The sequence below is a fragment of the Chitinibacter sp. FCG-7 genome, from assembly GCF_040047665.1.
Lineage (GTDB): Bacteria > Pseudomonadota > Gammaproteobacteria > Burkholderiales > Chitinibacteraceae > Chitinibacter > Chitinibacter mangrovi.
In genome coordinates, this window is the sequence record NZ_CP157355.1 from 2,012,306 (window position 1) to 2,036,802 (window position 24,497).

25 protein-coding genes and 1 riboswitch are annotated in these 24,497 nt (G+C 56.8%); of the genes, 14 read left to right on the top strand and 11 right to left on the bottom strand.

Annotated features, from left to right (window positions below; all coding sequences use genetic code 11):
• The first annotated feature begins 268 nt into the window (after window positions 1–268).
• From gnd to ABHF33_RS09590, 4 genes are all read left to right on the top strand, one after another.
• Entirely contained in the window at window positions 269–1,180 is a 912-nt protein-coding gene (gene gnd, locus ABHF33_RS09575) for a phosphogluconate dehydrogenase (NAD(+)-dependent, decarboxylating) (protein WP_348943751.1), read from the top strand.
• Window positions 1,181–1,306: 126 nt separating this feature from the next.
• Window positions 1,307–1,822 carry an AAA family ATPase gene (locus tag ABHF33_RS09580; RefSeq protein ID WP_348943752.1) on the top strand — a complete coding sequence of 172 codons (516 nt, stop codon included), beginning with the start codon at window positions 1,307–1,309 and terminating at the stop codon, window positions 1,820–1,822.
• 105 nt (window positions 1,823–1,927) lie between these two features.
• Window positions 1,928–2,926 carry a succinylglutamate desuccinylase/aspartoacylase family protein gene (locus ABHF33_RS09585; protein WP_348943753.1) on the top strand — a complete coding sequence of 333 codons (999 nt, stop codon included), beginning with the start codon at window positions 1,928–1,930 and terminating at the stop codon, window positions 2,924–2,926.
• A gap of 177 nt (window positions 2,927–3,103) precedes the next feature.
• Entirely contained in the window at window positions 3,104–3,844 is a 741-nt protein-coding gene (locus tag ABHF33_RS09590) for a hypothetical protein (RefSeq protein WP_348943754.1), read from the top strand.
• Window positions 3,845–3,899: 55 nt separating this feature from the next.
• Here ABHF33_RS09590 and ABHF33_RS09595 read toward each other — a convergent pair whose 3' ends face one another.
• Window positions 3,900–5,156, bottom strand: coding sequence for an Hsp70 family protein (locus ABHF33_RS09595; RefSeq protein ID WP_348943755.1), 1,257 nt, complete (start codon window positions 5,154–5,156; stop codon window positions 3,900–3,902).
• Window positions 5,157–5,390: 234 nt separating this feature from the next.
• On the opposite strand from ABHF33_RS09595, the gene ABHF33_RS09600 reads away from it, so the two are divergent.
• Together ABHF33_RS09600 and ABHF33_RS09605 are read left to right on the top strand one after the other, a co-directional pair.
• Window positions 5,391–6,080, top strand: a complete 690-nt coding sequence (locus ABHF33_RS09600; RefSeq protein WP_348943756.1) for a metallophosphoesterase family protein — start codon at window positions 5,391–5,393, stop codon at window positions 6,078–6,080.
• A 116-nt stretch (window positions 6,081–6,196) separates the two neighbouring features.
• On the top strand, window positions 6,197–6,625 hold the full coding sequence (locus ABHF33_RS09605; RefSeq protein ID WP_348943757.1) for a hypothetical protein: 429 nt from the start codon (window positions 6,197–6,199) through the stop codon (window positions 6,623–6,625).
• Here the strand turns inward: ABHF33_RS09605 and ABHF33_RS09610 are convergent.
• On the bottom strand, window positions 6,622–7,482 hold the full coding sequence (locus ABHF33_RS09610; RefSeq protein WP_348943758.1) for a lipid A biosynthesis lauroyl acyltransferase: 861 nt from the start codon (window positions 7,480–7,482) through the stop codon (window positions 6,622–6,624). The two genes, ABHF33_RS09605 and ABHF33_RS09610, sit on opposite strands and share 4 nt — an antisense overlap.
• The gene (locus ABHF33_RS09615) at window positions 7,479–8,381 is read right to left on the bottom strand and encodes a lysophospholipid acyltransferase family protein (protein ID WP_348943759.1); all 903 of its coding nucleotides are present in this window, start codon (window positions 8,379–8,381) and stop codon (window positions 7,479–7,481) included. The genes ABHF33_RS09610 and ABHF33_RS09615 overlap by 4 nt, the downstream gene beginning before the upstream one ends.
• Before the next feature lie 59 nt (window positions 8,382–8,440).
• Here ABHF33_RS09615 and metK point away from each other — a divergent pair, with 59 nt between their 5' ends.
• The 8 genes from metK (at window position 8,441) to ABHF33_RS09655 (ending at window position 14,799) form a co-directional block, all read left to right on the top strand.
• Window positions 8,441–9,613: a methionine adenosyltransferase gene (metK, locus tag ABHF33_RS09620; protein ID WP_348943760.1), complete on the top strand. Its 1,173-nt coding sequence runs from the start codon at window positions 8,441–8,443 to the stop codon at window positions 9,611–9,613.
• A gap of 48 nt (window positions 9,614–9,661) precedes the next feature.
• The gene (locus ABHF33_RS09625) at window positions 9,662–9,982 is read left to right on the top strand and encodes a hypothetical protein (RefSeq protein WP_348943761.1); all 321 of its coding nucleotides are present in this window, start codon (window positions 9,662–9,664) and stop codon (window positions 9,980–9,982) included.
• 9 nt (window positions 9,983–9,991) lie between these two features.
• Entirely contained in the window at window positions 9,992–10,447 is a 456-nt protein-coding gene (locus ABHF33_RS09630; protein ID WP_348943762.1) for a hypothetical protein, read from the top strand.
• Between the two features lie 59 nt (window positions 10,448–10,506).
• Window positions 10,507–10,593, top strand: a riboswitch (S-adenosyl-L-homocysteine riboswitch).
• Window positions 10,594–10,688: 95 nt separating this feature from the next.
• On the top strand, window positions 10,689–12,125 hold the full coding sequence (gene ahcY, locus ABHF33_RS09635) for an adenosylhomocysteinase (protein WP_348943763.1): 1,437 nt from the start codon (window positions 10,689–10,691) through the stop codon (window positions 12,123–12,125).
• Window positions 12,126–12,405: 280 nt separating this feature from the next.
• Window positions 12,406–12,678 (top strand): Rho-binding antiterminator, encoded by a 273-nt coding sequence (locus ABHF33_RS09640; RefSeq protein WP_348943764.1) that lies wholly within the window; start codon window positions 12,406–12,408, stop codon window positions 12,676–12,678.
• Window positions 12,679–12,693: 15 nt separating this feature from the next.
• Complete coding sequence (locus ABHF33_RS09645) at window positions 12,694–13,512, top strand: dienelactone hydrolase family protein (protein ID WP_348943765.1); 819 nt, start codon at window positions 12,694–12,696, stop codon at window positions 13,510–13,512.
• A gap of 111 nt (window positions 13,513–13,623) precedes the next feature.
• Window positions 13,624–13,986 (top strand): VOC family protein, encoded by a 363-nt coding sequence (locus tag ABHF33_RS09650; protein WP_348943766.1) that lies wholly within the window; start codon window positions 13,624–13,626, stop codon window positions 13,984–13,986.
• Window positions 13,987–14,055: 69 nt separating this feature from the next.
• Window positions 14,056–14,799, top strand: a complete 744-nt coding sequence (locus tag ABHF33_RS09655) for a helix-turn-helix transcriptional regulator (RefSeq protein WP_348943767.1) — start codon at window positions 14,056–14,058, stop codon at window positions 14,797–14,799.
• Between the two features lie 34 nt (window positions 14,800–14,833).
• Here ABHF33_RS09655 and ABHF33_RS09660 read toward each other — a convergent pair whose 3' ends face one another.
• From ABHF33_RS09660 to ABHF33_RS09695, 8 genes are all read right to left on the bottom strand, one after another.
• On the bottom strand, window positions 14,834–15,691 hold the full coding sequence (locus tag ABHF33_RS09660) for an iron-siderophore ABC transporter substrate-binding protein (RefSeq protein WP_348943768.1): 858 nt from the start codon (window positions 15,689–15,691) through the stop codon (window positions 14,834–14,836).
• Window positions 15,688–17,637, bottom strand: coding sequence for a Fe(3+)-hydroxamate ABC transporter permease FhuB (gene fhuB / locus ABHF33_RS09665; protein ID WP_348943769.1), 1,950 nt, complete (start codon window positions 17,635–17,637; stop codon window positions 15,688–15,690). Before fhuB ends, ABHF33_RS09660 begins: the two co-directional genes overlap by 4 nt.
• A complete protein-coding gene (locus ABHF33_RS09670; RefSeq protein WP_348943770.1) occupies window positions 17,634–18,398 on the bottom strand; it encodes an ABC transporter ATP-binding protein in 765 nt (254 codons plus the stop codon). Before ABHF33_RS09670 ends, fhuB begins: the two co-directional genes overlap by 4 nt.
• 317 nt (window positions 18,399–18,715) lie before the next feature.
• Window positions 18,716–19,435 carry a siderophore ferric iron reductase gene (locus ABHF33_RS09675; protein ID WP_348943771.1) on the bottom strand — a complete coding sequence of 240 codons (720 nt, stop codon included), beginning with the start codon at window positions 19,433–19,435 and terminating at the stop codon, window positions 18,716–18,718.
• Between the two features lie 15 nt (window positions 19,436–19,450).
• On the bottom strand, window positions 19,451–21,268 hold the full coding sequence (locus ABHF33_RS09680) for an IucA/IucC family protein (RefSeq protein WP_348943772.1): 1,818 nt from the start codon (window positions 21,266–21,268) through the stop codon (window positions 19,451–19,453).
• Complete coding sequence (locus tag ABHF33_RS09685) at window positions 21,265–21,873, bottom strand: GNAT family N-acetyltransferase (protein ID WP_348943773.1); 609 nt, start codon at window positions 21,871–21,873, stop codon at window positions 21,265–21,267. Before ABHF33_RS09685 ends, ABHF33_RS09680 begins: the two co-directional genes overlap by 4 nt.
• Window positions 21,860–23,032 (bottom strand): MFS transporter, encoded by a 1,173-nt coding sequence (locus tag ABHF33_RS09690; protein WP_348943774.1) that lies wholly within the window; start codon window positions 23,030–23,032, stop codon window positions 21,860–21,862. The genes ABHF33_RS09685 and ABHF33_RS09690 overlap by 14 nt, the downstream gene beginning before the upstream one ends.
• A complete protein-coding gene (locus ABHF33_RS09695) occupies window positions 23,023–24,330 on the bottom strand; it encodes a lysine N(6)-hydroxylase/L-ornithine N(5)-oxygenase family protein (RefSeq protein ID WP_348943775.1) in 1,308 nt (435 codons plus the stop codon). Before ABHF33_RS09695 ends, ABHF33_RS09690 begins: the two co-directional genes overlap by 10 nt.
• Between the last annotated feature and the right edge of the window lie 167 nt (window positions 24,331–24,497).

The following is a 24,497-nucleotide window of genomic DNA, read 5'->3' on the forward strand; positions in this document are numbered from 1 at the left end:
AGCATGGCTTTAATGCAGGTCAAATTTTGTGTCACTGCTTTTGGCTGAAAGGGAGTAGTTCCAAAGTGATGCATGGCCGATCAGCTGCAGGGATTTCGTGCCTATTTGCGGCAAAAACGCTGAATTCAGTAAATTAATTAGGCAATTAGTGCAAAACTGGCTTGGCGTGCGGCCTGTCTTGCTAGAAAATACGGGTACGAATGATTACTGGCTACAGGCACACTACGGGCTATCCGTCCGCAGTTGGACACCTAGAAGGGATTACACAATGAATATCGCAATGATCGGTTTGGGCAAAATGGGCGGCAATATGGCGCGCCGTCTCGCGCGTGGCGGAGCCAATGTGTTTGGCTTTGATGTCAGCGCTGAGACGCGTGAAGGCTTGGCAAAAGAAGAAGCCAACTTCCGTGCCTTTGCTTCTGTGCCTGAATTGATCGCTGCGCTGCCAACGCCGCGCGTGGTGTGGCTGATGCTGCCATCGGGTGATATTTCTGAAGCCGCGTTTGCCGAAATGAAAACCCTGCTCGCGCCTGGCGACTTGATCATCGACGGCGCGAACGCCATGTATAAAGACAGCCAGCGCCATGCGGCTGAATTGGCTGAGCTGAATATCAAATTTGTTGATGCTGGTGTTTCTGGCGGCGTTTGGGGCTTGCAGAATGGTTATTGTTTGATGTTTGGTGGTGATAAAGATGCCGCTGAAATCGCCACGCCATTTATGAAAATCTTGGCTCCCGATGCGACTCGCGGCTGGACGCACACCGGCCCTGCTGGCTCTGGCCACTACACCAAAATGCTGCATAACGGCATTGAATACGGCATGATGCAAGCGTTTGCCGAAGGCTTTGCAATGCTCAAGGCGAAGAAAGAATTCGATCTGGACGTGGCTGAAATCGCCGAAACCTGGCGCCATAGCTCGGTCGTGCGCTCATGGTTGCTCGACTTGGTGGCAGAATCATTCTCGCATGACGTTGAATTGGCCGATTTGAACGCCTACGTGCCTGATTCTGGTGAAGGTCGTTGGTCGGTGCTGGAATCGGTTGAGCTGGGCGTACCTGCCCCAGTGATGGCAACGAGCTTGTATGCGCGCTTTGCTTCACGCGGCAATGACGACTACGCAATGAAAATGTTGTCGTTGATGCGTAATGCCTTCGGCGGCCACGCCATGTCGAAAAAGTAAGCGATTACGCTTATTGAAAAGCCTGCGCGGGACTTCACCGCGCTGAGCTATCAGCCCCAAACGCCGTCTTTGACGGCGTTTTTTTACAAATGAATATTTAACTTAGCCACTATCGAGATTTCTGAGATGCCTATTGTTCGACTTATTGAAGGGCCCGTAGGTGCAGGCAAGTCTACCTTTTCAGGTTCATTAGTGACCGACACTAACGGCGTACATATTGCCCTTGATGAATGGTTCGCAAGACTGTTTAGTTCAGACCGTCCGGAGGGTGATTTCATTCCTTGGTATATTGCTCGGAAAGAACGCCTTTTGGAGCTCATCTGGACTCATAGCAAAACCATTCTCAATTCTGGCGCAGATGTGATTCTCGAGCTTGGGCTTATCCAGAGGCAGCAGCGAATGGACTTCTGTCGTCAGGTAATCTCTGAAGGTTACGCTCTAGTGATGTACGAACTCGATGCTCCTAGAGAGGTACGCAGAGCCCGAGTTCACGATCGCAATTTAAATCGAGGAGCCACGTTTTCTATGGTTGTCCCGGATCATATTTTCGAAATTGCCAGCAATATGTGGGAGCCTTCGGATGAGTTTGAACGCGATGAGTATGCAATTGAATATGTATCGTCAACTGTTGGTGATGAATGATGACCAACTCTCAATGAGGCAAGAATTTTCCGCCCCTCTTCTCGCCATTTCGCCGTAATACCGCGATAATTGCGACTCTTTGATTTTCTTTTTGGAATCTGCGCCATGCATCATCAGCACATGCTCAAATCTTATATATATCACGGCCTGACCGCTGGCCCCAAGCTGGTGGTGCTCGGCGCGGTGCATGGCAATGAGATTTGTGGCCCGATCGCGATTGAGCGCATCATGCGCGAGCTGGACGCGGGTGAATTGGTGCTGCAGCGTGGTCAGATTACCTTTATCCCCATCACCAATCCGCTGGCGCATGCCAAAAACGAGCGCAATGGTGATCGCAACCTGAACCGCAATCTGCGCCCGAATGCCTTGCCGCATGATTTTGAAGATCGCATCGCCAATATGCTGTGCCCGATTCTGGAGCAGCAGGATGTGCTGCTTGATCTGCATTCAACGACCAACCCGCCGGGCGAGCCGTTTATCATGCTCGGGCCAGAAAACAATGATGGTGAATTGTCGCCATTTTCCCGCGCCGCCGAAGAAGAAGCGCTCGCCGTGCGTCTTGGGCCAAAACGTATCGTTGAAGGCTGGCTGGAAACTTACGCCGAAGGCGTGAAAAATCGCCTCGCCCATAGCAATGCCAGCGAGCGCGCGCAAATGCTCAGTACCGACCCAAGCTACGGCGTCGGCACCACTGAATACACGCGCGCCCATGGCGGTATTTCGCTGACTTTGGAATGTGGCCAGCATCTGGATGCCGATGCGCCTGAAGTGGCCTACCAAGCCATTCGCAACACCATCGCCCAACTGCATTTGGCCGATTTGCCCGCGCCTGCGGTACAAACCGAGTTTGAGTTACTCAAACTCACGCAAGTGATTGATCGCCACGATGCCGGTGATGCCTTTGTGAAAACTTGGGCGAGCTTCGATAAATTACACGCTGGCGATGTGATCGGCCACCGCGCCGACGGCAGCGCCGTGACCGCGCCAGCTGATGGCTACATCCTGTTCCCGAATCCGGCTGCCAATCCGGGTAATGAGTGGTTCTACTTCGCCCAGCATAGCGACCGGCTGGTCGATGGGATGAAATCAACGCGGTATGCATGATGAGGTATTGCTCGCTAGGCCATATACAAATTGGTTTTGCGTGATATACATCAAAACCGCCAGTTCGCACTGGCGGTTTTTTTTGCGCACTCAGATGCAGCCTTCCAACACCCCGCGCTAAATCCTTCGTTTACGCTGGATGTAATGGTCTAATCATGTCATTCAAGGAGGGGATATATGCCAATTCTGCTATTGGGCTGGGTGGTACAGATTTTTCTAATTATCCACGTCGTGCGCACTGGCCGCCCTAACTGGTGGATTTGGGTGCTGTTCGCTGCGCCCTTTATTGGCGGGCTGGCGTATTTTGTGGTCGAAATCCTGCCGGGCAGCCGTACTGAACGCCAAGTGGGTAAGATCGGCAAGAATATTGTTAAATCAATCAATCCCGACCTTGATTTGCGCCGCCGGGCGCAAGAACTGGAAATCTGCGGCAGCGTTGATAATAAACGCAAACTGGCCGAGGAATGTCTTGAACGCGGCATGCCGCAAGATGCGGTGGCGCTGTATGCCAGTACGCTCAATGGCCCGTATAAAAATGACCCCCATCTGATTTTTGGTCTGGCACGCTCGCATTTTGCCAACACCGATGTGGCAGCAACGCAGCGTTTATTGAGCCAGTTGCAGCTGGAACATCCGCAATTTCAACGCGAAGAAGTGCAGTTGTTGCAAGCGCGCAATGCCACGTATGGCGACGATGTCGCAGCGGCTTTGCAGCAGCTTGAGGCCGTAACGGCGATTTATTCGGGTCTGGAAGCCGCGTTCCGGTATGGCGAGTATTTACTCCGTCAGGGGCACAATGCCAAAGCCAGCGAAGTATTAAATGGCCTGATTAATAAAGCCAAGCTATTCAAAATCCAGCATGAAGAAGAATTGTATTGGCTTAAGCAGGCGAAACGCTTGCTGGCTTCAATTAAATAATTAGCCAGGTATTGCCCTGCAGGTCAATTCCAGATTGACCCACAGGGCAATACATCTAACCATATCGCTGCTGTGCCACGACCGCCAAGCCACAGCCCACACTGCCAAAATGATCGCCCTCGACCGCGCGGGCGGCGGGGAAGGCGGCCGATAGCGCGCTGCGCAGCGCCGGTACGGCTGACGAGCCGCCGGTGAAAAACAACGTTTGCACGGCTTCAGGCGCGACGCCGGCCTGCTTTAAGGTATCGAGCGCCGAGGCGCACACGCGGCGGGTTTCTTGTGCAATCGCGTTTTCAAATGTGTCGCGGCTGATATTGGACAGCAGGCCTTTTTCGGCTTCGACCAGATCGAGCGCGACGCTAAGCTGATTCGATAAGCCGATTTTAGCTTCCTCAACCCGCATCGCCAGATGGTGACCTGCTTGCTGGCGAATCACGTTCAGCAGCCGCTCAAAGCGCACTTTATCGACCACTTCGGGCGAAATATCTTGGAAGGTGCGCCACATTTTGCGCGTGTAGGCAAAGTTGATCGTGTGCCAAGTGGCGAGCTGGAAAAACACGCTATTGGGAAATTCGGCGTTGTTCGTCAGCAAGCTACCCATGCCCAGCTCGGGCATCACGCCAGCGAGTGACAGGCGCTTGTCAAAATCAGTACCCCCGATATGTACCCCGCCACTCGCCAATAAATCCGAGCTACGGTCGGCCATACCCCGGAGTTCGGGCGAGAGGCGCACCAAGGAGAAATCGGACGTACCGCCGCCAATATCGACAATCAGCACCAATTCTTCTTTTTCGATGCGCTGCTCGTAATCATGCGCGGCGGCGATGGGTTCGAACTGGAAGCTGACTTCTTTAAAACCCAAACCGCGCGCGATTTCGGCCAGCGTGGCTTCAGCCTGATCGTCGGCGGCCTTGTCGTCGTCGACAAAATGCACCGGGCGGCCGAGCACGACGGCATCGAATGACGTGCCTGCCGATTGTTCGGCGCGGGTTTTTACCTCACCGATTAGATGACCGATCAGGTTTTTAAACGATAAATGCCGCCCGCCGATTTCAGTGCCTGCATCCATCAGACTGCTGCCGAGCAGGCTTTTCATCGAGCGCATCAGGCGGCCTTCATAGCCTTCCAGATATTCGGCCAGCGCGGCGCGGCCATAGGCCATGGTGTCTTCTTCAACATTGAAAAACACGGCGGAGGGCAGGGTGAGCTTGCCGTCTTCCAGCGCCAGCAGTTGCGCCCCGGTAGGCCTGACAATACCTGCGGTGGAGTTGGAAGTGCCAAAGTCGATACCGCAAGCGGATAATTGAGTCATGAAAACCTGCGGTTTGAGGGGCTAAGGAGGGCGTGGAAGACTACGCGGATTGGCAGCTGGCGTCAAATTGAGCGGCGCAATGCGCCGACTGCTGGCACAAAAATCCGCTTCGTTGGGTATAAAAAGACGTTCTGGCTGCCTTGAGCAGCGCTTGGGGCGCGAAAACGCACTCTTGGTAGGGGCGTTTTGCAATACAATGTAACTTGATTCCTATTTCGATTTTTTGGGCGAGCAATGATTTTTTTCTGTGGCGACACGCATGGCCGGTTTGAGCATGTGATCCGCGCGGTGCAGCAGCACCGGCCGGACGCCATTGTCTTGCTCGGCGATATTCAGGCGCCCAAGCCACTGGATGAAGTCCTGGCCGAGATTCTGGATCTAACCGAGGTGTGGTATATCCACGGAAACCACGATACAGATACCTTCTACGACTATACCCACCTGTTTGAATCCAAATTAGCCGATCGTAATCTGCATGGCCGCGTGGTGGAAATTGCTGGCAAACGCGTTGCTGGCTTGGGGGGGATTTTCCGTGGCCAGATCTGGATGCCGCCCGCGCATCCGAATTACCCGAGTCAGGCGCATTATCTGGCGCATTGCGGGCAAAGCAATTACTGGCGCGGCGGCTTGCCGCGCAAGCATCGCAGCACGATTTTCTACACCGATTATCAGGCACTGGGTCTGGAGCAGGCCGATATTCTGGTGACGCATGAAGCGCCGAGTTGCCATCCCTATGGTTTTCACGCGCTCGACCAGCTGGCGCACAAGCTGGGTGTGAAGCAATCTTTTCATGGCCACCAGCACGATTGCCTCGACTACCGTCCGCACGATCTGCGACTGGGTTTTCAGGCCTATGGCGTGACCTTGCGCGGCATTACCGATGAAAACGGCCAGATTATCGACGCCGGTATCCTGCCCGAATAAGCTACTGCCATCCCGGCCACCACAATTTTCTCCTTGGCCATCCGCACATTTTGCGGTTCATCTCTGATTCAGCTTGGCTCCTTGATAATGGGGCCATCTAACTCAGGAGAACGGCAATGTGGACTTTATCTATTCAGGCCAGTCTGGCAGCGCTGGCGCTGTCAGCCATCAGCTGGAGCGCGCAGGCGGCTGATGTAGGGGTGTCAATCCGTGTGGGCGATCCTGATTTTTACGGGCAGATTGAAATTGGCGAGCGTTTCAGACCCCGGGTGATTTACGAGCAGCCGCAAATCATCCACCGTACGCGCTATGTGTACGAGCCGGTCTATCTGCGGGTGCCCCCGGGCCATGCACGGCACTGGTCACGCCATTGCGGCCGCTATCGCGCGTGCGCACGGCCAGTTTATTTTGTTCAGGATGGCTGGTACCGAGACACCTATCGCCATCGCGGCCACTGGCGTGATCGCGACGATTGGCATAAGGATTATCGAGGCCGCCGTGATGACGCTCATCCACGCCACCACGGTCGTCATCACGATGATTAATAAGGGCTGGCTTCACCCTCGGGCCGCGTTTTAAACCGGCGGTGAAGCCAGAAATACTGGCTTGGATGGGCCAGCACGCGCTCTTCGATAAACTGGTTCATTCTGAGTGTGTCAGCTGCCATATCGCTGCTAGGGAAGTTTTCCCAAGCGGCTTCAAAACGTAGCAGAATGTGGTTTGCCTGCAATGTAGCAATCATTGGGATGACCGCCGCCTTGCTCATTTGCGCGATGCGCGATAGCGCAGGAATAGTCGCAGTTTGGACGCCGAAGAAAGGTACAAAGATCGATTCTTTGGGGCCCAAATCCTGATCTGGCAAATAATAAAACGCAATGCCTTGTTTTAACGCACGAATGATGGGGCGAATGCCTTCGGCGCGTGGCACCAGCAAGGGCTGGCGAAAACGGCGGCGGATACGTAGGCTGATTTCATTAAATGCCCCGCGTTGTGACGCCAGATAAGCCGAACCGTCATGTTCCATGGCATAGCGCACGCCGCCAAAATCAAGTGCCAGAAAATGGGGCGAGAGTAAAATCACTGGTCGCCCCTGATGGGCTTGCAGGTGATGCTCTCCCTCCACCTTCACTAGGCGACGAATCCGCTGCTCGCTGCCCCAGTACAAAATGCTATAGGCCAGAAACAGCTGGGCGGCCTGACAGAAATGCTGACGTAACACGCGGCTACGCTGGCTGGACGGCCAATCGGGAAAGCATAAGGCCAGATTGACCGCGCCGATTTTTCGGCGGCGCTTGAGCAGTAAATACAATGCATAACCGATGGGTTGCGCCAGCCAGCCCATGACGCGAAACGGTATCCAGTGGATGATCCAGAGCAAACCTGCCAGCAAGCGGGTGCTCATGGCTGCTGCTCCGGTGGTAGCGGCGCGCCAGCAGGGTGCTTGTAGCGGCTATAGCTCCAGAAATACTGTTCGGGTATCTGGCGGATCAAATCTTCGATGTTCTCATTGAGCAGGGCTGCATCGTGTTCGGCATCCCCAGTTAATTCGCCGGCAAAAGGCTGGACATGAAAGCGATAGCCACGGCCAATACCGAGCCGTTCGGTGTAACAGGGCAGCACGATGGCATTGCTGGCTCGAGCCATTTTGGCGAGCAGACCCATGGTGTAGGCTGGCTTGCCAAAAAAGGGTGCCCATGTGCCATCCCCATTACCCGGTACCTGATCCGGGAGCAGGTAAGCAATGCCGCCCTGTTTTAAGGTCTTCAATAAAATTCTGACGCCAGCGGCGTTGGCCGGGGCGGGCTCTGCACCGCCGCGCGAGCGGGAGTAGATCATCAATGGTTCGAGATAATTCTGTTTTGGAGGGCGGTATAGCCCTGAAAAGCCCTTCCCAGTTGAGCCAAACACATATACCCCGGTTAATTCCAGTGCACCCAGATGGGGTGACATAAAGATGATCGGCCGCCCTGTCGCTAGCGCCGCTTCGACATATTCCCAGCCGCGTTTTTCTTTAACCAGTGGCAGCAGCTCATTAATCGGCCTCATCCAGTGTGGCAAAAATTCTAATGCGGCAATGCCGTGCGCAGGAATACTTGACTTGATTAATCGGTTATAATCGGCCTTATTTTTTGCGATCGCACTTTGTTTTAGATTGGTTCGTAGCACGCGGCGGTGACGGGGGGAGCCCCACCAGACCAGCCAGCCGACGATCCAGCCTAGCGCTTGCAGCAAGGGCAGTGGCAATCGGGCCAATAATTTTGATAGCGTCAGCAGCATCTTGGTGTTGTGAATGTTTTTCAAATTCCGATTGTAGCTGCGATTGGCCCACAGGGGTCATGTAACCGAGGGTAATAACAGCAATGAAAGATTTTTTATTTACATCCGAGTCGGTATCCGAAGGCCATCCGGACAAAGTTGCAGACCAGATTTCCGATGCGATTCTGGACGCGATTTTAACGCAGGATAAAACCGCTCGCGTGGCGGCTGAAACGCTGGTCAACACCGGTTTGGTGGTGCTGGCGGGTGAAATCACCACCAACGCCAATATCGACTACATCCAAATTGCTCGCGATACCATCAAGCGCATTGGTTACGACCATTCCGACATCGGTTTTGATTACAAAACCTGCGCGGTGCTGGTGGCTTATGACAAACAATCTCCGGATATCGCGCAAGGCGTAAACGAAGGTCAGGGCCTTGATCTGGACATGGGCGCTGGCGATCAGGGTTTGATGTTTGGCTATGCGTGCGATGAAACGCCACAATTGATGCCAGCGTCAATTTACTACGCGCACCGCTTGGTACAACGCCAAGCCGAATTGCGCAAAGACGGCCGCCTGCCATGGCTGCGCCCCGATGCAAAATCGCAAGTGACGCTGCGTTACGACGGCGAAACCGGTAAGGTCAAAGAAGTTGACACGATTGTCCTGTCGACTCAGCACCACCCGGATGTGTCACACGCGCAATTGTCGGAAGCGGTGATCGAGCATGTGATCAAGCCCGTGCTGCCAGCCGAATGGATTACGCCGAATACCAAATTCCTGGTGAATCCAACGGGTCGTTTCGTGATCGGCGGTCCAATGGGCGATTGCGGTCTGACTGGCCGTAAAATCATCGTTGATACCTACGGTGGTGCCGCGCCACACGGCGGCGGCGCGTTCTCGGGTAAAGACCCGTCGAAAGTGGATCGCTCGGCAGCGTATGCAATGCGTTATGTCGCGAAAAACATCGTTGCAGCGGGCATCGCCAAACAGTGTCTGGTACAAGTGTCTTACGCCATTGGCGTAGCGCAACCGGTGTCGATCATGGTCGATACCTGGGATACCGGCGTGATTTCCAACGACAAAATCGTTGAATTGATCAAAGCGAACTTTGATCTGCGCCCGAAAGGCATTATCCAGATGCTCGATTTGCAGCGTCCGGTCTACAGCCGCACCGCAGCATACGGCCACTTCGGTCGCGAAGAGCCCGATTTCACATGGGAACGCACTGATAAGGTCGAACAGCTCAAAGCAGCGGCCGGTTTGAAGTGATAAAAAGGTGGACTTAGGTCCACCTTTTTTATTGCAAGCAACACGTGTGTGTCATTGCTGATGCCCCGTGTAGTTCAGTTGCTTGAATTGGTGGTTTTAGTGAAAACGACAATCAAATTTTTACTCGGTTTGGTGCTGATCTTTTTGGTCTTTGCGGGTGTGATTGCGCAACGAATTTATACCCGCGCAATTGAAGTCTCACCATTAGGTCGTGACATCGACTTTAATGGCGATAGCCAAATTTCATTCTTCGAAGCAATTGATGGTGCAGAGATTAAGTACAGCAATATCATCGTGAATGGTAAAAAATGCAAAGACTATTCAGAACCAAAAACAGGATCGACTTGGCGAGTAATTTGTGAAAAGTAAGAGGTTCCTATGCTGATTTCAACAAGACTGGCTTCGCCCCCCGAATACCGCAAACTGGCCAGTTGGTTTGCCGACGCAGGCCAAGCTGCACCGACGCTGGCTGATATGGTGTTGCTCGCGGAACAGAATGCCGAGTTGTGTGGCGCGCTGCGCGTGGTGATGGCGCGTGGCTTCATCCGGCTCGATAGTGTGATTGCGCGCGATGATGAGGTTTTGCAGCTCTTATTGCAGCAATCAACGCGCTGGGTCGGGCGCGAGGTGTGCTGGTCGCTGGCGTCTGTACAAGCGTTGCCGATGTATATGGCTACAGGCTTTATCCAACAAGACTCAGCGGCAGATACCCTGATGGTCGAGGCGAATGAGCGTGGTTTGCTGATTGTGATGCGCCCTGTGCCACCGGAAGCCGAAGCGACCGAAGAGATCGCCGTGGCCGCCAGTGCTGGCTCGGCCTTGCCGCCGGTCTGATGACAGGCAATTCACCACGACCGGGCTGCCAGACGCCGATTTTTACGCTAGAATTCGCCCACACCGAGGGGCGCTGCAGCCGCCGGCCTGATCAAGGCTAGGCGTTCAGGCTCGGTACTATCCAAACCCAACTGCGCTCACCTATCGTTAAACCCTGCCGGGTTCGATGACCGTCGCTACAGCTAATCAACATGCTGCCGACTCAAGGTGAGCATCGACCCGGCCACATGGAGTATTAATCGTGGCCGCTTCTCAAAACGTTCAAAACAGTTTCAAAGACTTTCACGTAGCCGATATCAGCCTTGCCGCCTGGGGCCGCAAAGAGCTGAACATTGCCGAAACCGAAATGCCGGGTCTGATGACCGTGCGCGACGAATACAAAGCGCAGCAGCCACTCAAAGGCGCGCGCATTGCCGGTTCATTGCACATGACCATCCAGACTGGCGTGTTGATCGAAGCACTGCAAGCACTCGGTGCTGAAGTGCGCTGGGCGTCGTGCAATATTTTCTCGACGCAAGATCACGCCGCAGCGGCGATTGCCCTGAATGGCCACAACGGCCAAGGCACGCCAGTATTCGCATTCAAAGGCGAATCGCTGGAAGAATACTGGCAATTCACGCACCAGATCTTCGAATGGCCCAATGGTGAACACGCGAACATGATTCTGGATGATGGCGGCGATGCAACCTTGCTGCTGCATCTGGGTGCGCGCGCTGAAACCGATCTGAGCCTCGTTGCCAATCCGACCAACGAAGAAGAAACCGTGTTGTACGCGGCGATCAAGGCGCAAATCGCCAAAGATCCAACATGGTACTCAACACGTTTGGCTGCGATCAAAGGCGTGACTGAAGAAACTACGACTGGTGTACATCGTTTGTATCAAATGCACGAGCAAGGCAAACTGGCTTTCCCGGCAATTAACGTCAACGACTCGGTGACCAAGTCCAAATTCGACAATCTGTACGGCTGCCGCGAGTCTCTGGTTGATTCGATCAAACGCGCGACCGACGTAATGGTAGCGGGTAAAGTGGCGCTGGTATTGGGTTACGGCGACGTGGGTAAAGGTTGTGCGCAATCATTGCGTGGCCTGGGCGCGACCGTGATGGTGACCGAGATCGACCCGATTTGCGCGTTGCAAGCAGCAATGGAAGGCTACCGCGTGGTGACGATCGACGACGTGGCTGACCAAGTGGATATCTTCGTAACGACGACCGGTAACGTTAGCGTGATCGCGCACGAACACCTCGTTCGCATGCGTAACAACGCGATCGTGTGCAATATCGGTCACTTCGATTCTGAAATCCAAGTTGCCAGCCTGCGTCAATACGAGTGGGACAATATCAAGCCACAAGTCGATCATATCGTCTTCCCGGACGGCAAACGCATTATCCTGCTGGCCGAAGGTCGCTTGGTGAATCTGGGCTGCGGTACAGGTCATCCATCATTCGTGATGTCAAACTCGTTTGCGAATCAAGTGTTGGCGCAAATCGAGTTGTTCACCAAGCTGGATCAATACCCGGTTGGCGTGTACGTGTTGCCTAAGCATCTGGACGAAATGGTTGCGCGTCTGCACCTGAAGAAAATCGGCGCGAAGCTGACGGTGTTGACCGATGAGCAAGCCGCCTACATCGGCGTACCGAAAGAAGGTCCTTACAAGCCTGCACACTACCGCTACTAATCGACTCGCTTTTTAAATCAAAACGCCCCTTGTGGGCGTTTCTGATTGATGACAAGCCCCACTCGCGAAGCGAGGCTCCCCTCAAGGAGGGGACGGGAGGGGTGGGAATAAAACATAAAGGCTGCGAATTCAAAGTCTTGTTTCCTAGGCTCGGCTTTGCCGAGACTTGAAAAATGTCAGAACCCACTTTGTCAGCAGCCTGAAACGCCCCTTGTGGGCGTTTTTGCTTTTTGGCGTGTCTGGAGCCAAACTGGAAAGCCACATTGTGAGTGGTCTCAGTATGAACTCAAACTATGTCCCGATTGCCTGCGATATTTATGATTATCTGGAAATTGCCGCCATGCATCGCGAGCCTTTGCGCATCGTGCTGCACAATGGCGCGGTATTTGAGGCGCAGGCTTGCAATGTGCTTGTGCGTGAACATATTGAGTATTTTGAAGTCAATTGTGCAGGTGTGCAGCGGCAGATCCGCCTTGATGAAATCAAGACGATAGAGTCAATTGCGTCTCCGCCGCACTTTGCACGTATCAGCATCAGCCCCCAACCCGAGTAAAGCTAAAGGATTGCCATGAAGATCGATACCCGTCGTGATTTTCTCAAGATCAGTCTGGCCAGCGGTTTTGCGCTGGCGGTGCAGCCGGTGGCTGCAAGTACGATTCAAACCGATAGTGAAGGCTTGCTGGCGGGCGAAATCCGCATTGGCGATATGCCGGGCTATCGGGCGCAGCCAGCGGGCACATCCGCTGCTTTGCCGACCGTGATTGTGATTCAGGAGATTTTCGGCGTTCACGAACATATTCAGGATTTATGCCGCCGTCTGGCCAAGCAGGGTTATCTGGCGATTGCGCCCGAGCTGTATTACCGGCAAGGCGATCCACGGACTTATACCGATACCAATGAGCTGGTGAAAAATCTGGTTAGCCAGGTGCCGGATGCACAAGTGATGAGCGATCTTGATCAGGTGGCACAGTGGGCGGCCAGTCATGGTGGGGATGCCAATCGTCTGGCGGTGACCGGCTTTTGCTGGGGCGGACGCATTACCTGGCTGTATGCCGCGCACAATCCGAAATTGAAAGCCGGGGTAGCCTGGTATGGCCGATTGATCGGGCAGGCCAGCGCCAATACGCCCAAACAGCCGATTGATGTCGCGCGGGAACTCAAAGCACCCGTACTCGGCTTGTATGCCGGGCAGGATAAAGGTATTTCGCTCGATAGTGTTGAGCAGATGAAAGCCGCACTCAAGCAGCAGCGCCAGCCTTTTGGCATGTCGGTCTATGAATCGGCCACGCACGGCTTTAACGCCGACTACCGGCCTAGCTATCATGAGGCGGCAGCGCGCGACGCGTGGGAGAGCATGCTCAAATGGTTCAGGCAGTTTGGTGTTTAAGCGTTAAGATGATAGCACCTTGGCTTCACCCTACTGACACGACGGTGTCAGTAGGGGGCTGGCATGCTGTGGGTACTGCAATCGGCAGTGATTTTCTCAAGGAGAAATACCATGCATGCACTGAACTGGTTTGAAATTCCTGTAGTTGATCTGGCGCGCGCCATCTCATTTTACGAGCAACTGCTGGCCAGCACGCTGCAGCGCACCCAGTGTGGTGGCGAGCGGGTGCTGCTGCCGCATCAGCCTGGTGCGGTGGGTGGCGAGCTGACAAAAACCGACGGAGTAAGCCCAGCAGCAGGCGGCGTTTTGCCTTATCTGAACGCCAATGGTCAGCTTGATGTGTTGCTTGAGCGCCTGCAAACAATGGGCGCGCAGATTGAGCTGCCCAAAACCGAGATTTCACCTGAAATCGGCTCGATTGCCATTTTCATCGACAGCGAAGGCAACCGCATCGGTTTGCACTCCGAGCCATGATGGATGCGGCATAATCCTTAGGTTCTATTGATGTATCGGTCTGTTGATGCTTAGGTCTGCGGATTGCGCTTGGCCATCAGCCCATCATCAGCAGACCATTCCCTCTACTTCAAAGCCGTATTTATGCGCCGCGCCGACCGTTTATATCAGATCACGCTTTTTTTGCGCAGCCGCTCGCTCACCACCGCGCGCTGGCTGGCGCAAACGCTCAGCGTGTCCGAACGAACCATTTACCGCGATATTGCCGATCTGCTGTGCACGGGGCTGGATATCGAAGGCGAGGCGGGCGTCGGTTATCGACTGCGGCAGCGTAATGAGCTGCCGCCGCTGAGCTTTGGTGCCGCCGAGCTCGATGCGCTGCGTCTGGGTTGCCGACTGGTCGCCCAGTGTGCAGATCCATCGCTGGTGCTGGCGGCCAGACAGGCTTTGGCGCGGATCGAGGTGGCGCTGCAGGATGCAGGCCAGCGCCTGCCTGAAACGGCAATTTTTGTTCCGGCCAGCGACGAAATGGCAAGCTTGCCTGCGCTGGGTTTGCTGCGTGAAGCCATCGCGCGGCGTCTGCTGGCGCATTTTGCCTACACCCGCGCTGACGGTGCAGACAGCGAGCGCCGGGTTCAGCCGCTGGGCCTGTTTTACTGGGGAAGCGGCTGGACGATGGTGGGCTGGTGCGATTTGCGCAATGATTACCGGCAGTTCAGGCTTGATCGCATGCTCTCGCTGGTGCTGACCGACCAGCCCTTTGCGCAGGTGAGCGGGCGCAATCTGAGCGATTATTTCCGCCGCGAAGGCATTCCAGCGGACTGCTTTCGTTAACTTCATTAACTATTCGCGCGCTCCGACGATTGCTTCAGTCCCGCTGGCTGCTTTGCAGCTGCGCGCTGATCTGGCGTGCCAGTCGCGAAATCGAATACATTCCGCCATTGGTCCACACAGGCGGCATGGCATAAACCCGCCGCTCCCGCACCACAGGCAACGCCTGCCATAATCGGCTGCGTTCCAGCTCGGCTTGCCGGGGAAATGGTGCAATATGCAGCAGCAAGCCCTGATCCAGCGCGGCCAGATCGGGGATTTTTCGCAGCCGGGTGCCCCAGGCGGTGCGCTGCTGCGGGCAGGCATTTTGCAGCCCCAGCGCGTGCATTGCCGCCTCGGGCAGCGAGTTTTCGCCGTAGACCCAAAAGCTGGCCGGTGAGGCAAAGCGGATCAGGCATACCGCGGGCGGCTTGGCGCCAAAACGCTGCCCAATCGTCTGGCGCAGCCTAGCCAGCTCAAGACCTTGCTGGCGCACAAAGGCTGCATGCTGCGCGAGGCGATCAAGCCGGACTGCCAGACGGCGCTGCAATTGCTCGGCGGCGCTGGCGTTATCGTGCTCGGCTCGGAATGCGTCGAGCAGCAAGGTGGGGGCAATCTTTTCCAGATTGGCCTGCATGCCCGCCAGCGCCGGGTTGATGACGATCAGATCGGGTTTCAGCGCGTAAATGCGCTCCAGATTAGGCTCCAGCCGGCTGCCCGCGTCCAGCACTTTGCTGGGTAGCGCCGGTTCAACGACCCATTGCTGATAGTCAGCACGGTCGGCGACCGCAATCGGCGTGACACCCAGTGTCAGCAGGTATTCGGTGGCTTCCCAGCTCAGCGCAATCACGCGGCTGGGCGCGGCCTGCAGCAGACTGCTCAAGACCAGCCCCAGTACCAAGGCAATGATTTTCATGTTCTGCTCCGTGGCGAACTCAAAAGGGCCAGCAGCAGCAAGCTGCCGCAGGCCAGCGAGCCCAAAGCACCTACCGGTAGCTGGTTGGGGAAAAACGCCGTGCGGCTGGCCAGATCGGCCAGCGCCAGCATCGCTGCGCCCAGGAGCGTGGCCAGACCAAGCTGGCTGCCCAGCCTGCGTGCGCCCAGCTTGATGGCCAGCTGGGGCAGAACCAGGCCGATAAACGCCATCGGGCCAAACTGGCTGCTGATCACCAGACTGAGCAAGCCCGCCAGCAGTAGCAATACCCAGCGTGCGTGGCGCACATCCAGCCCGGTGGCGCGGGCGTGCGCTTCACCCAGCGACAGGAGCGTCAGCACGCGCGCCGTGCCCAGCGTGATCAGCCCCAGCAGGGATACCAGCCCGAACAGGCTTGCCGCCTGTGCGGCCGTGGTGTGGTAGGTTGAGCCAGCCAGCCAGTTCAGCAGTTGAAAACTGTCGTTATTGCCCTGCGCGAGCACAAATTGCAGCACCGCTTCAAGCAGCGACGACAAGCCGATTCCCAGCAAAATCAGCCGTGCTGGGCTTTGGCGTGGTGCCAGCCAGCACAGCGCCAGTAATACCAGCGCCGCGCCTGCGGCAGAAAACAGCCACGGTGACAGGCTGGAGCCCAGCAGCAGACCAGCCAGCATGCCCAGACTGGCACCCGAAGAAATTCCGAGCAAATCGGGGCTGGAGAGCGGATTATTCAGCAAGCGCTGCAAAATCAGCCCGGCAATCGCCAGCCCCATGCCTGCGGCACACGCGGCCAGTAGCCGTGGCCAGCGCAAAGACCAGATGGCCGCTTCGGGCCAGCCCAGCACCCATGCGCCCCCGGCATCACGGCTGCCGAGCGCGCACAGCAGCAGGATCAGCAATCCGGCCGCCAGCCAGAAGGCCAGCGGCAGCAAACGGCGCGATTTGCCAGGGCTCGATAGCAGGGCGACGCCATCGGCCAGCGGCTGCTTCAGGCATAGCCAGATCAGCACTGGCGCACCCAGCAAGCCAGCCGCCGCGCTGCTGGGTAGTATGTCCGACAGCCATTGCGATGCATACATAGCCAGAGTATCGGCCAGTAGCAAAGTAATAGAGCCGATCAGCGCGGCATACCTCATATTGTCGGCCGGGCGGCTGGCACCGAGCAAACGGGCTAGCGCCGGAGCCAGCAGGCTGACAAAGCCGATCAGGCCCACCGCACTAATCGCCAGTCCATTGAGCCACAGCGCCAGCAGGCTGCCCACCAGCGCCAGCCGCAGTACATTCAGCCCGGCGGCGGCGGCGGCTTCGCTGCCCAGCTGCAAGAGCTGCAGCGGGCGGCAGAGCAGCGGCAATAGCAGCAGCGCGGGCAATAGCCGGGGTAGTACCCAGTGCACCCAGTACCAGTCATTCTGCGCCAGATCGCCTGCGCCCCAGACCAGTAGCGAGCGGCTGTATTGATCGTTCATCATTACCGCAATCGCCGCCACGCTGCCCAGCAGCAAATTCAGCGCCGTGCCCGCCAGCAGCGCGCCCAGACCGTGCAATTGCCGCCAGCCTGCCAGCGCACCCAGCAGCAAAAAGCTCAGCAAGCTGCCGCCCAGCGCCAGCCACTCGATGCCGATCGCGCTCCCCGGCCACAGCAGGCCGCCGAGCACAATGGCGCACCATGCGCCTGCCGATGTACCCAATGTCATCGGCGAGGCCAGCGGGTTGAGCGTCAGTTGCTGCAGCAGGCTGCCCGATAAAGCCATGGCTGCGCCGAGCAGCATCGCCAGAATTGTCCGGGGTAGATGGGCGTGCAGAAAGATCATCTCCTCGATCTGCCCGTCGCCAGGTTGGCGGATGGTCTGCCATTGCTCGCCCAGCGACAGCGGCGTGGCCAGTTGCAGGTGGCTGAACGCCAGCACGATCAGCGCCACGCCCAGCAGTGTCAGGCTAGGGCGCTTCATGCCACCACCGCCACGGCGTGTTTGCCCGCGCGCGGCAAAATATCGAGCGCGATGCCGTATAAATCGTGCAAATCGGCGTGGGCGAGCAAAGCCGCTGGCGTGCCGTCAAACCAGACTTGGCCGCGTTGCAGCGCGATAATCCGATCGGCGTAGCGCAGCGCCAGATTCAGGTCGTGCAGGATGGCAATGACGGCACAGGACTGGCTTTCCACTTGGCTGCGCAGCAATTGCATGAGCTGATACTGATGCGCCAGATCAAGCGCCGAGCTGGGCTCGTCCAGCAGCAGCATCGGCGAATTTTGTGCCAGCAGCATCGCCAGCCACGCACGCTGGCGCTCGCCGCCTGAGATCTCATCCAGCGCATGGCTGGCCAGATGTGCCACATCGGCCGCGCGCAATGCCGCGTCGACCTGCGCCTTGTCATCGGCCTGCCAGCGCGAAAGCCAGCCGCGCCAGGCAAAGCGCCCCAGCTCGACCAGCTCGCGCACCTGCATCAGCGCCGCTTGCGGAATCTGCTGCGGCATATAGGCCACCTGCCGCGCCAGCTCGCGCGGCGCATAGCGCATCACCTCGCGCTGATTCAGCAGTACCTGCCCCTGATCGCTTTTGAGCTGGCCCGCCAGCAGCTTGAGCAGTGTTGATTTGCCCGAGCCATTGTGGCCCAGAATCACCGTCAGCCCTTGCGGCGGGATACAGAGCTGCTCGATCTGCAGCAAGGTGCGGCCATTGCGGCTGAGTTTGACGTCTTTAAGTTGATACATGCGTTGGTATGCTTCTGAAGTTATTAGTAGTATTGGTCTGTATGGCTATACCCTAGGTGGGTTGGCAATGCTCTCAATTTGTGTTGATCATTTTTAGCGCCTTCGGCGCGATGTTTCACAGTCGCAATCCGCGACGGGGACTCACTTTTCTTGCTCCGCCAAGAAAAGTAAGCAAAAGAAGGCGGCCCCCGCCTGCGGCCCTCCGGGCTTCCCTCGGTCGGTCGTGAGCCAAACGATAAAACTGTTTGTCTCGCTCCACTCTCTCGGCGATGGGCGACAGGGGATTTCAAGCCTTAGATCCACCAGCGAAGCTCGGATCAACACGTATTAAGAACATCGTCGGTAGGCTCTAGCTCAAAGCTGATTTTTTCCAGCCGGGTTGCCATTGGCCAGCGCGGGCAGGTGCTGCAGGCTTCTGCACCAGGTAGGCGAAAATGCTGGCAGCAGCCCTGACGGTTCAGCGCCGGAACGCAAGCACCGGACGGTAGTTGCACCTGCATCAGCTTGCCGTGTTGCTGCCATTGCAGTGCGTCCAGCCAGAGATAGGTTTGTTCATCAAGCTGGTCTGCGCTCCAGTTGCAATGCCGTGCCGCTAGCAGCAGCGCCGACAGCACGCAATCGACACTCATGCAGGCCGCCTGTTTGGCCGAATAGCGGCTGAGCTGAACGAGCTGCTGGTAATGCTGCTGGTGATAGCGCAGCAAGGATTGCGCCGCCTGCGTGATCAAGGGCGTGCCCGCCTCGCTAATCACCGCGTCGGCGGGCAAGCTCCACGCTTGTGTGACGCCAGCGCTCGCCGTTTGCCAGAAATGCTGCAAATCCAGCGCGCGATGGGCGCAATGCACCGCCAGCACACTGGCGTAAGCCGGTTGCCACATCAGCATGCCCCAGCTGCGCGCACGCCAGTAATGCACCCCGGCCGCAGGCGTGCTGCTTTGCCAGTGTGCGTACAATTCGCCCGCCAGCGAATGCTGTTCGCCACGCGCAGGCCCGGTCTGCCCGTGCAGATACGGGCAAACGCGGGCTATCTCACTCAATACCGCCTGTAGCAATTACACCTCGCCCATGCTGGCCGGATCACGCCAGCGCGCCAGCGGATTGACCAGACGACCGGCCATTTGCAAGCCGCTGGCTGGGTCTTCCAGATTGAGCATGTGCTTGTTATTGGCCATTTGCAGACGATTCAGGCACGAATGCGCAAAGTCGGCGGCAAATAGGTCGTAGCGGGCAAATTGCGTGACCAGTTGCGGGTGTTCGGCCTGATAGCGATGCGTGCAGCGCGCGACGGCATGCCAGAATTGCTCGACGCTATAAGCGCATTGGTCGTGCAGAATGGCCGCGACATGACGCAGATAGCCGTCAAAGACGTCAATAAACAGGCACAGTGTCTTCATGTCGTCCGGGATACTCGTCGAGATGCGCTGGGCGACTTCCGGTAGCTCGACGGCTGGGTTGAGGATGGCGACTTCTTCGGCAATGTCTTTCATCAGCACGCGTGCGACGCGGTGATCTTTCAGAATCATGATCAGGTTTTCACCGTGCGGCATATAGATCAGATCGTGCTGGTAGAAGCAGTGCAGCAGCGGCGCAAAATAGGCGTCCAGATATTCGGCGACCCATTGATCGGTGCTGATGCCCGATGCGGAGATCAGCTCGGCGATCAGCGCACGGCCCTCGTTGTCCAGATGCGCCAGCGCTGTCATCGTCATCAGCTTTTCGCCCTGCTGCAGATGTGTGCTCGGGTTTTCGCGCCAGAGCGCGGCCAGCATTTTCTTGAAGGCGTTGTTTTCCTTGATTGCCGCTTCGTAATACGGGTTGCGATAGCCGATGGCGGCGACTTCGCGCAGGATATGAAAGCCTTTGCTTTGCAGATAGGCGTCGCCCTCGACCAGCGCATACACCCAGTCGTTGATCGCCGGCGTTGCCAGCATGTAATACGGCGACAGGCCGCGCATAAAGCCCATGTTCAGCACCGATAGCGCGGTTTTGACGTAGCGTTTTCTGCTATCGCTGACATTGAAAAAGGTCCGGATCGATTGCTGCGCCAGATATAAATCATCGCCCGTACCCAAGAACACAATCTGCTGCTGGGCAATTTCGGCTGCAAAGGCCATCGCCAGTTTGTTTTGCCATTGCCACGGGTGCGCAGGCATCAGCCAGTAGTCGCCATCGTTCAGGCCCAGCGCCTGTAAACGCTGGCGGAATGTGGCAAGCTGCGCTTCGCCCAGCTCTTCGCGCATCATCTGCTCGTAATCAAGCGTGGCCGAGATCGACAAAGTCGCGCGTTGTTTATGCACCGCCAGCCAGACAATCTGGAATGGGGTGGCCGCTTCCGGCGCGTAGCGGCGATAGTCGTTGGCGTCAAAGCCCAGCCGGCCATTATTGGCGACAAAGCACGGGTGGCCTTCGCTCATCGCGGTTTCCACGCGCTGGAAATCGGAATGAATCAGCTCGGCTGCGCTGGGCGCTGCGCGGTCATGCTTGTACGCACTGCCATAGAGCGTGCTGCTGATTTCATCCAGATAGACCGGCAGCACATGCTCTTTGAGCAGCAATTGCTCGCGCAGCTCAAGCATAAACAACAGCGCGTCCAGCGCCTGCGGCTGCTCGCCGCTCTGCTTGCTGATTGAATCGGCGGGAATGCTCCAGTGATTCAGCGCCAGCACTTCGGCGCGAAAGCGATAGCTGATTTCACCGTCATCGCTATGAATCTGGTATTGCCCATCGGTTTGCAGCTCCGGCGTGAGCAGGCCTTCGTGGGCAAATTCGCTAATGGCCTTGCGCACCAGCAAGCGGTTGACCTTCTGCCAGATGGCAGGATTCAGGTGGGCGCATTCGGCCAGAGTGGGGGCGGGCAGGCGAGTGGTCATGCGGTAGTCTCCAGTTCGGTAGCTTGCAGAAAAGAGGCGCGATCGCAAATGGCAAACCAGGCGGTTTTGTACGAAAGCTCGATGGTGTGCTGATAGCAAAAACCGGCGTCGCGATTGATCGGGTGGATTTTCTGGTTGTTCACATCCGGCTCGACCACCACGCGCAAATGGCGGCTCTGGCTAAACAGAAAGGCCAGAATCGTCTGCATCACCGCACGGGTAAAGCCATGTACGGCGGGGCCGCTGGCGGGGGCGACCAGAAAATGCATGCCGATATCGCCCGCTTGCACGGCGTAATGCTGGCCGAGTTCGTCATGCGCCGGATCGTAGGTTTCGAGCAAAAATGCGGGCTGGCCAGCGTAAAAAGCCAGATACGGCGCACAATGCGCCGACTCGATTTGCTGGCGATAGCAGTGTGCCACTTCTTCGGGGGTGGCCTGCTGCATGCCCCAGAAGCTGGCGCGCGGCGCGGTGACCCACTGGTGCAGCAATCCAAAATCGGCGCTGGACAGTGGCCGCAATTCAAATAGCCCCACGCCGCTGACGGTGTGGCAAAAAACCATCTCGGGTGTGGCAGCGGTCTCGTTCAAATCACGGCAGGACATCGGCAGTTCTCCGGGTGGGCAGCGCGGGGGCCGCATTGATCAAGGGATACAGCAGCAAGCTCAGCAAGAGCCCGGCGGCAGCGAGCCAGAACGGCGTGCTCAAACCGTGCAGGCTAACCAGCCAGCCTGCGCTGTAATACGACATCAGTACGCCGATGTTCTGAAACAGATTGATCTTGCTGTAATCGTGCGCGTACGCTGCCGGGCTGCTTTTTTCGAAAATCAGCGCATCAAGGCGCACGGTAAGCTGGAATGAAGCCCAGCCAAACAGCACGCGGCCAAAGAGCACCCAGCCGGTGAGCCCCGAGCCTTGCAGCAGCAAACCGGCCATGCCCAGAATCAGGCAGAAGACCGCATGGTTGGCCAGGCTCTGTAGGCCAAAGCGCTGGTTGAACCACAGCGCCAACAGACCCACCGCCGCCGGTATTGCGTACACCCACGCCGCCAGCTGCACGCCATGTTCGGGCTCGATCTGCTGCCAGTACTGCACAAAAAACGGCACGATCTGGTATTCGCTGAAATAAAACACCAGCATCAGCACGCCCAACGGATAAATCCCGCGCGAGGTGGTGACAGGCTGGGCCGTGTCTTCGGCCGGTGGTGCAGGCTGCTCCAGCCCGGCGTAAATCAGATAGGCGCAGACGCCAATCTGCACAATATCGCCGACGGCCATCAGCAGAAAAGCGTGTTCCAGCGGCCAGTGAGTGAGCGCAAAACCCCCCAGCACCGCGCCGGCAATATGCCCAAAGTGCACGACAATCGACAGAATGCCGATGGTATGGCCGTGATTGGCTTCGTCCTCCCCTGCCATCAGATAGGGGTAAATCAATAAATAGCTGGCCTTGAAGACGATCATCGCCAGCGACAAGACCCAGAACAGCCACAGGCTATCGGTAAAACTGCAGGCAATACACAGCAAGCCCGCGCCAATCTGCGTCCAGAGCAGTAGCCGTAAAGTGCCGCCGTGGCGCACCATGCGCGCCCAGAAGGGCAGCGCCAGCATGGCCACCAGACAAATCGCCGCGGTATACGTGCCGACGTGTTCGGGGTTGCTCACGCCAAAGCGCTCGGCAAAATACTGCGGATAAAACGGCAGCAACATCGTGTCGGCGACCACGGCCACCGCGGTCATGGCAATCAGCCAGAATTTCAAGCCCATGCCATTTCCTGCTGTTCGGTGGCGCTAAGGCCAAATTGCTGGAAAGCCACGCGTTGCTCGATTGGGTAGGGCGAATGCCCCAGCACTTCGTGCAGAATGACCGAATTGCGATGGCAGGCCATGGTTAGATCGGGCGCGGCCAGACCATGCGTATGCAGCTCGGCGTTTTGCACAAAAATCTCGTTGCCGTGCAGGTCAATGCTGTAGTTGCGGCGCACGGCCAGACGGCCTTGCGCATCGTGGCGGATGCGATGCTGCACGCCTTGCATAAATGCCGGTGCCTGGTAGCCATAGCCGCTGGCGATGACCAGCCCGTCGTAATCGGCGTGCTCACACTGGCCGGTTTCATGGTGGTGCAACTTCAGTGTGTAGTTGCCGTTTTTCAGCGTTAGCGCCTGCATTTCCACATTGCTGAGCAAGCGACTGGGCAGCTCGCCATCGAGCTTGAGGCGATACAACTCGTCAAAAATGGCGTTGATCAGCGTGCGATTAATGCCTTTGTACAGGCCTTTTTGCGATTCCAGCAGTGGCGAGCGGGTGTGATCGGGCAGTGCGTGGAAGTAGTCGATGTAATCGGGCGAGGTCATTTCCAGCGTGAGCTTGGTGTATTCCAGCGGGAAAAACCGTGGCGAACGAGTGATCCAGTCGATCTGGTAATCATGGCGACGCGCATCCTGCAACAGATCAAGGTAAATCTCGGCCGCGCTTTGCCCGCTGCCCACCACGGCGAGGCGTTTTTTCTGCTGCAGCTGGGTTTTGCGCGCCAGATATTGCCCGCTGTGAATCACCGGTACGCCATCGCAGCAGGGCGGCAATTGCGGCTTGGTGCCGGTGCCCAGCACCAGTTTTTTGGCTAGGTATTGGCTGCTAGCGCCCGTCCTGGTTGATGTGCAGGTCAATACATAGCAGGCCTGCTGTTCGTCGTAGCGCGCAAACTGCACAAACTGCCCAAAGCGCAGATTGCTTAGCTTGCCCGCCACCCACTGGCAGTACTGGTTGTATTCCTGCCGCAGCAGAAAGAAATCTTCCTTGATGTAAAAGGCGTACAGACGGCCGCTTTGCTTGGCGAAATTCAGAAAACTGTACGGGCTGGTCGGGTCGGCCAGCGTGACCAGATCGGCGATAAACGACGTCTGCATCGTCGCCCGATCCAGCAACATGCCCGGGTGCCAGTTGAAATGATCGGCCATATCAAAAAACAGCGTATCGAGCCCGGCAATCGGCTCGCTCAGGGCGGCCAGCCCCAGATTGAAGGGGCCAATGCCAATGCCGATTAAGTCGTAAATCTTGTTTTGCATGCTTATCTCCAAGCGTCAACAGCCCCTTATTGGCTGTCAGGTGCAATTCATCTGCATCAAAGAATGATCGCTGCGGACTATAACGTAGATGACAATGATTATCAATGGCATTATCATTCTCATCGCTTGGGGTATTTGAATCCCAACTCGATGAACGATGAGGATAG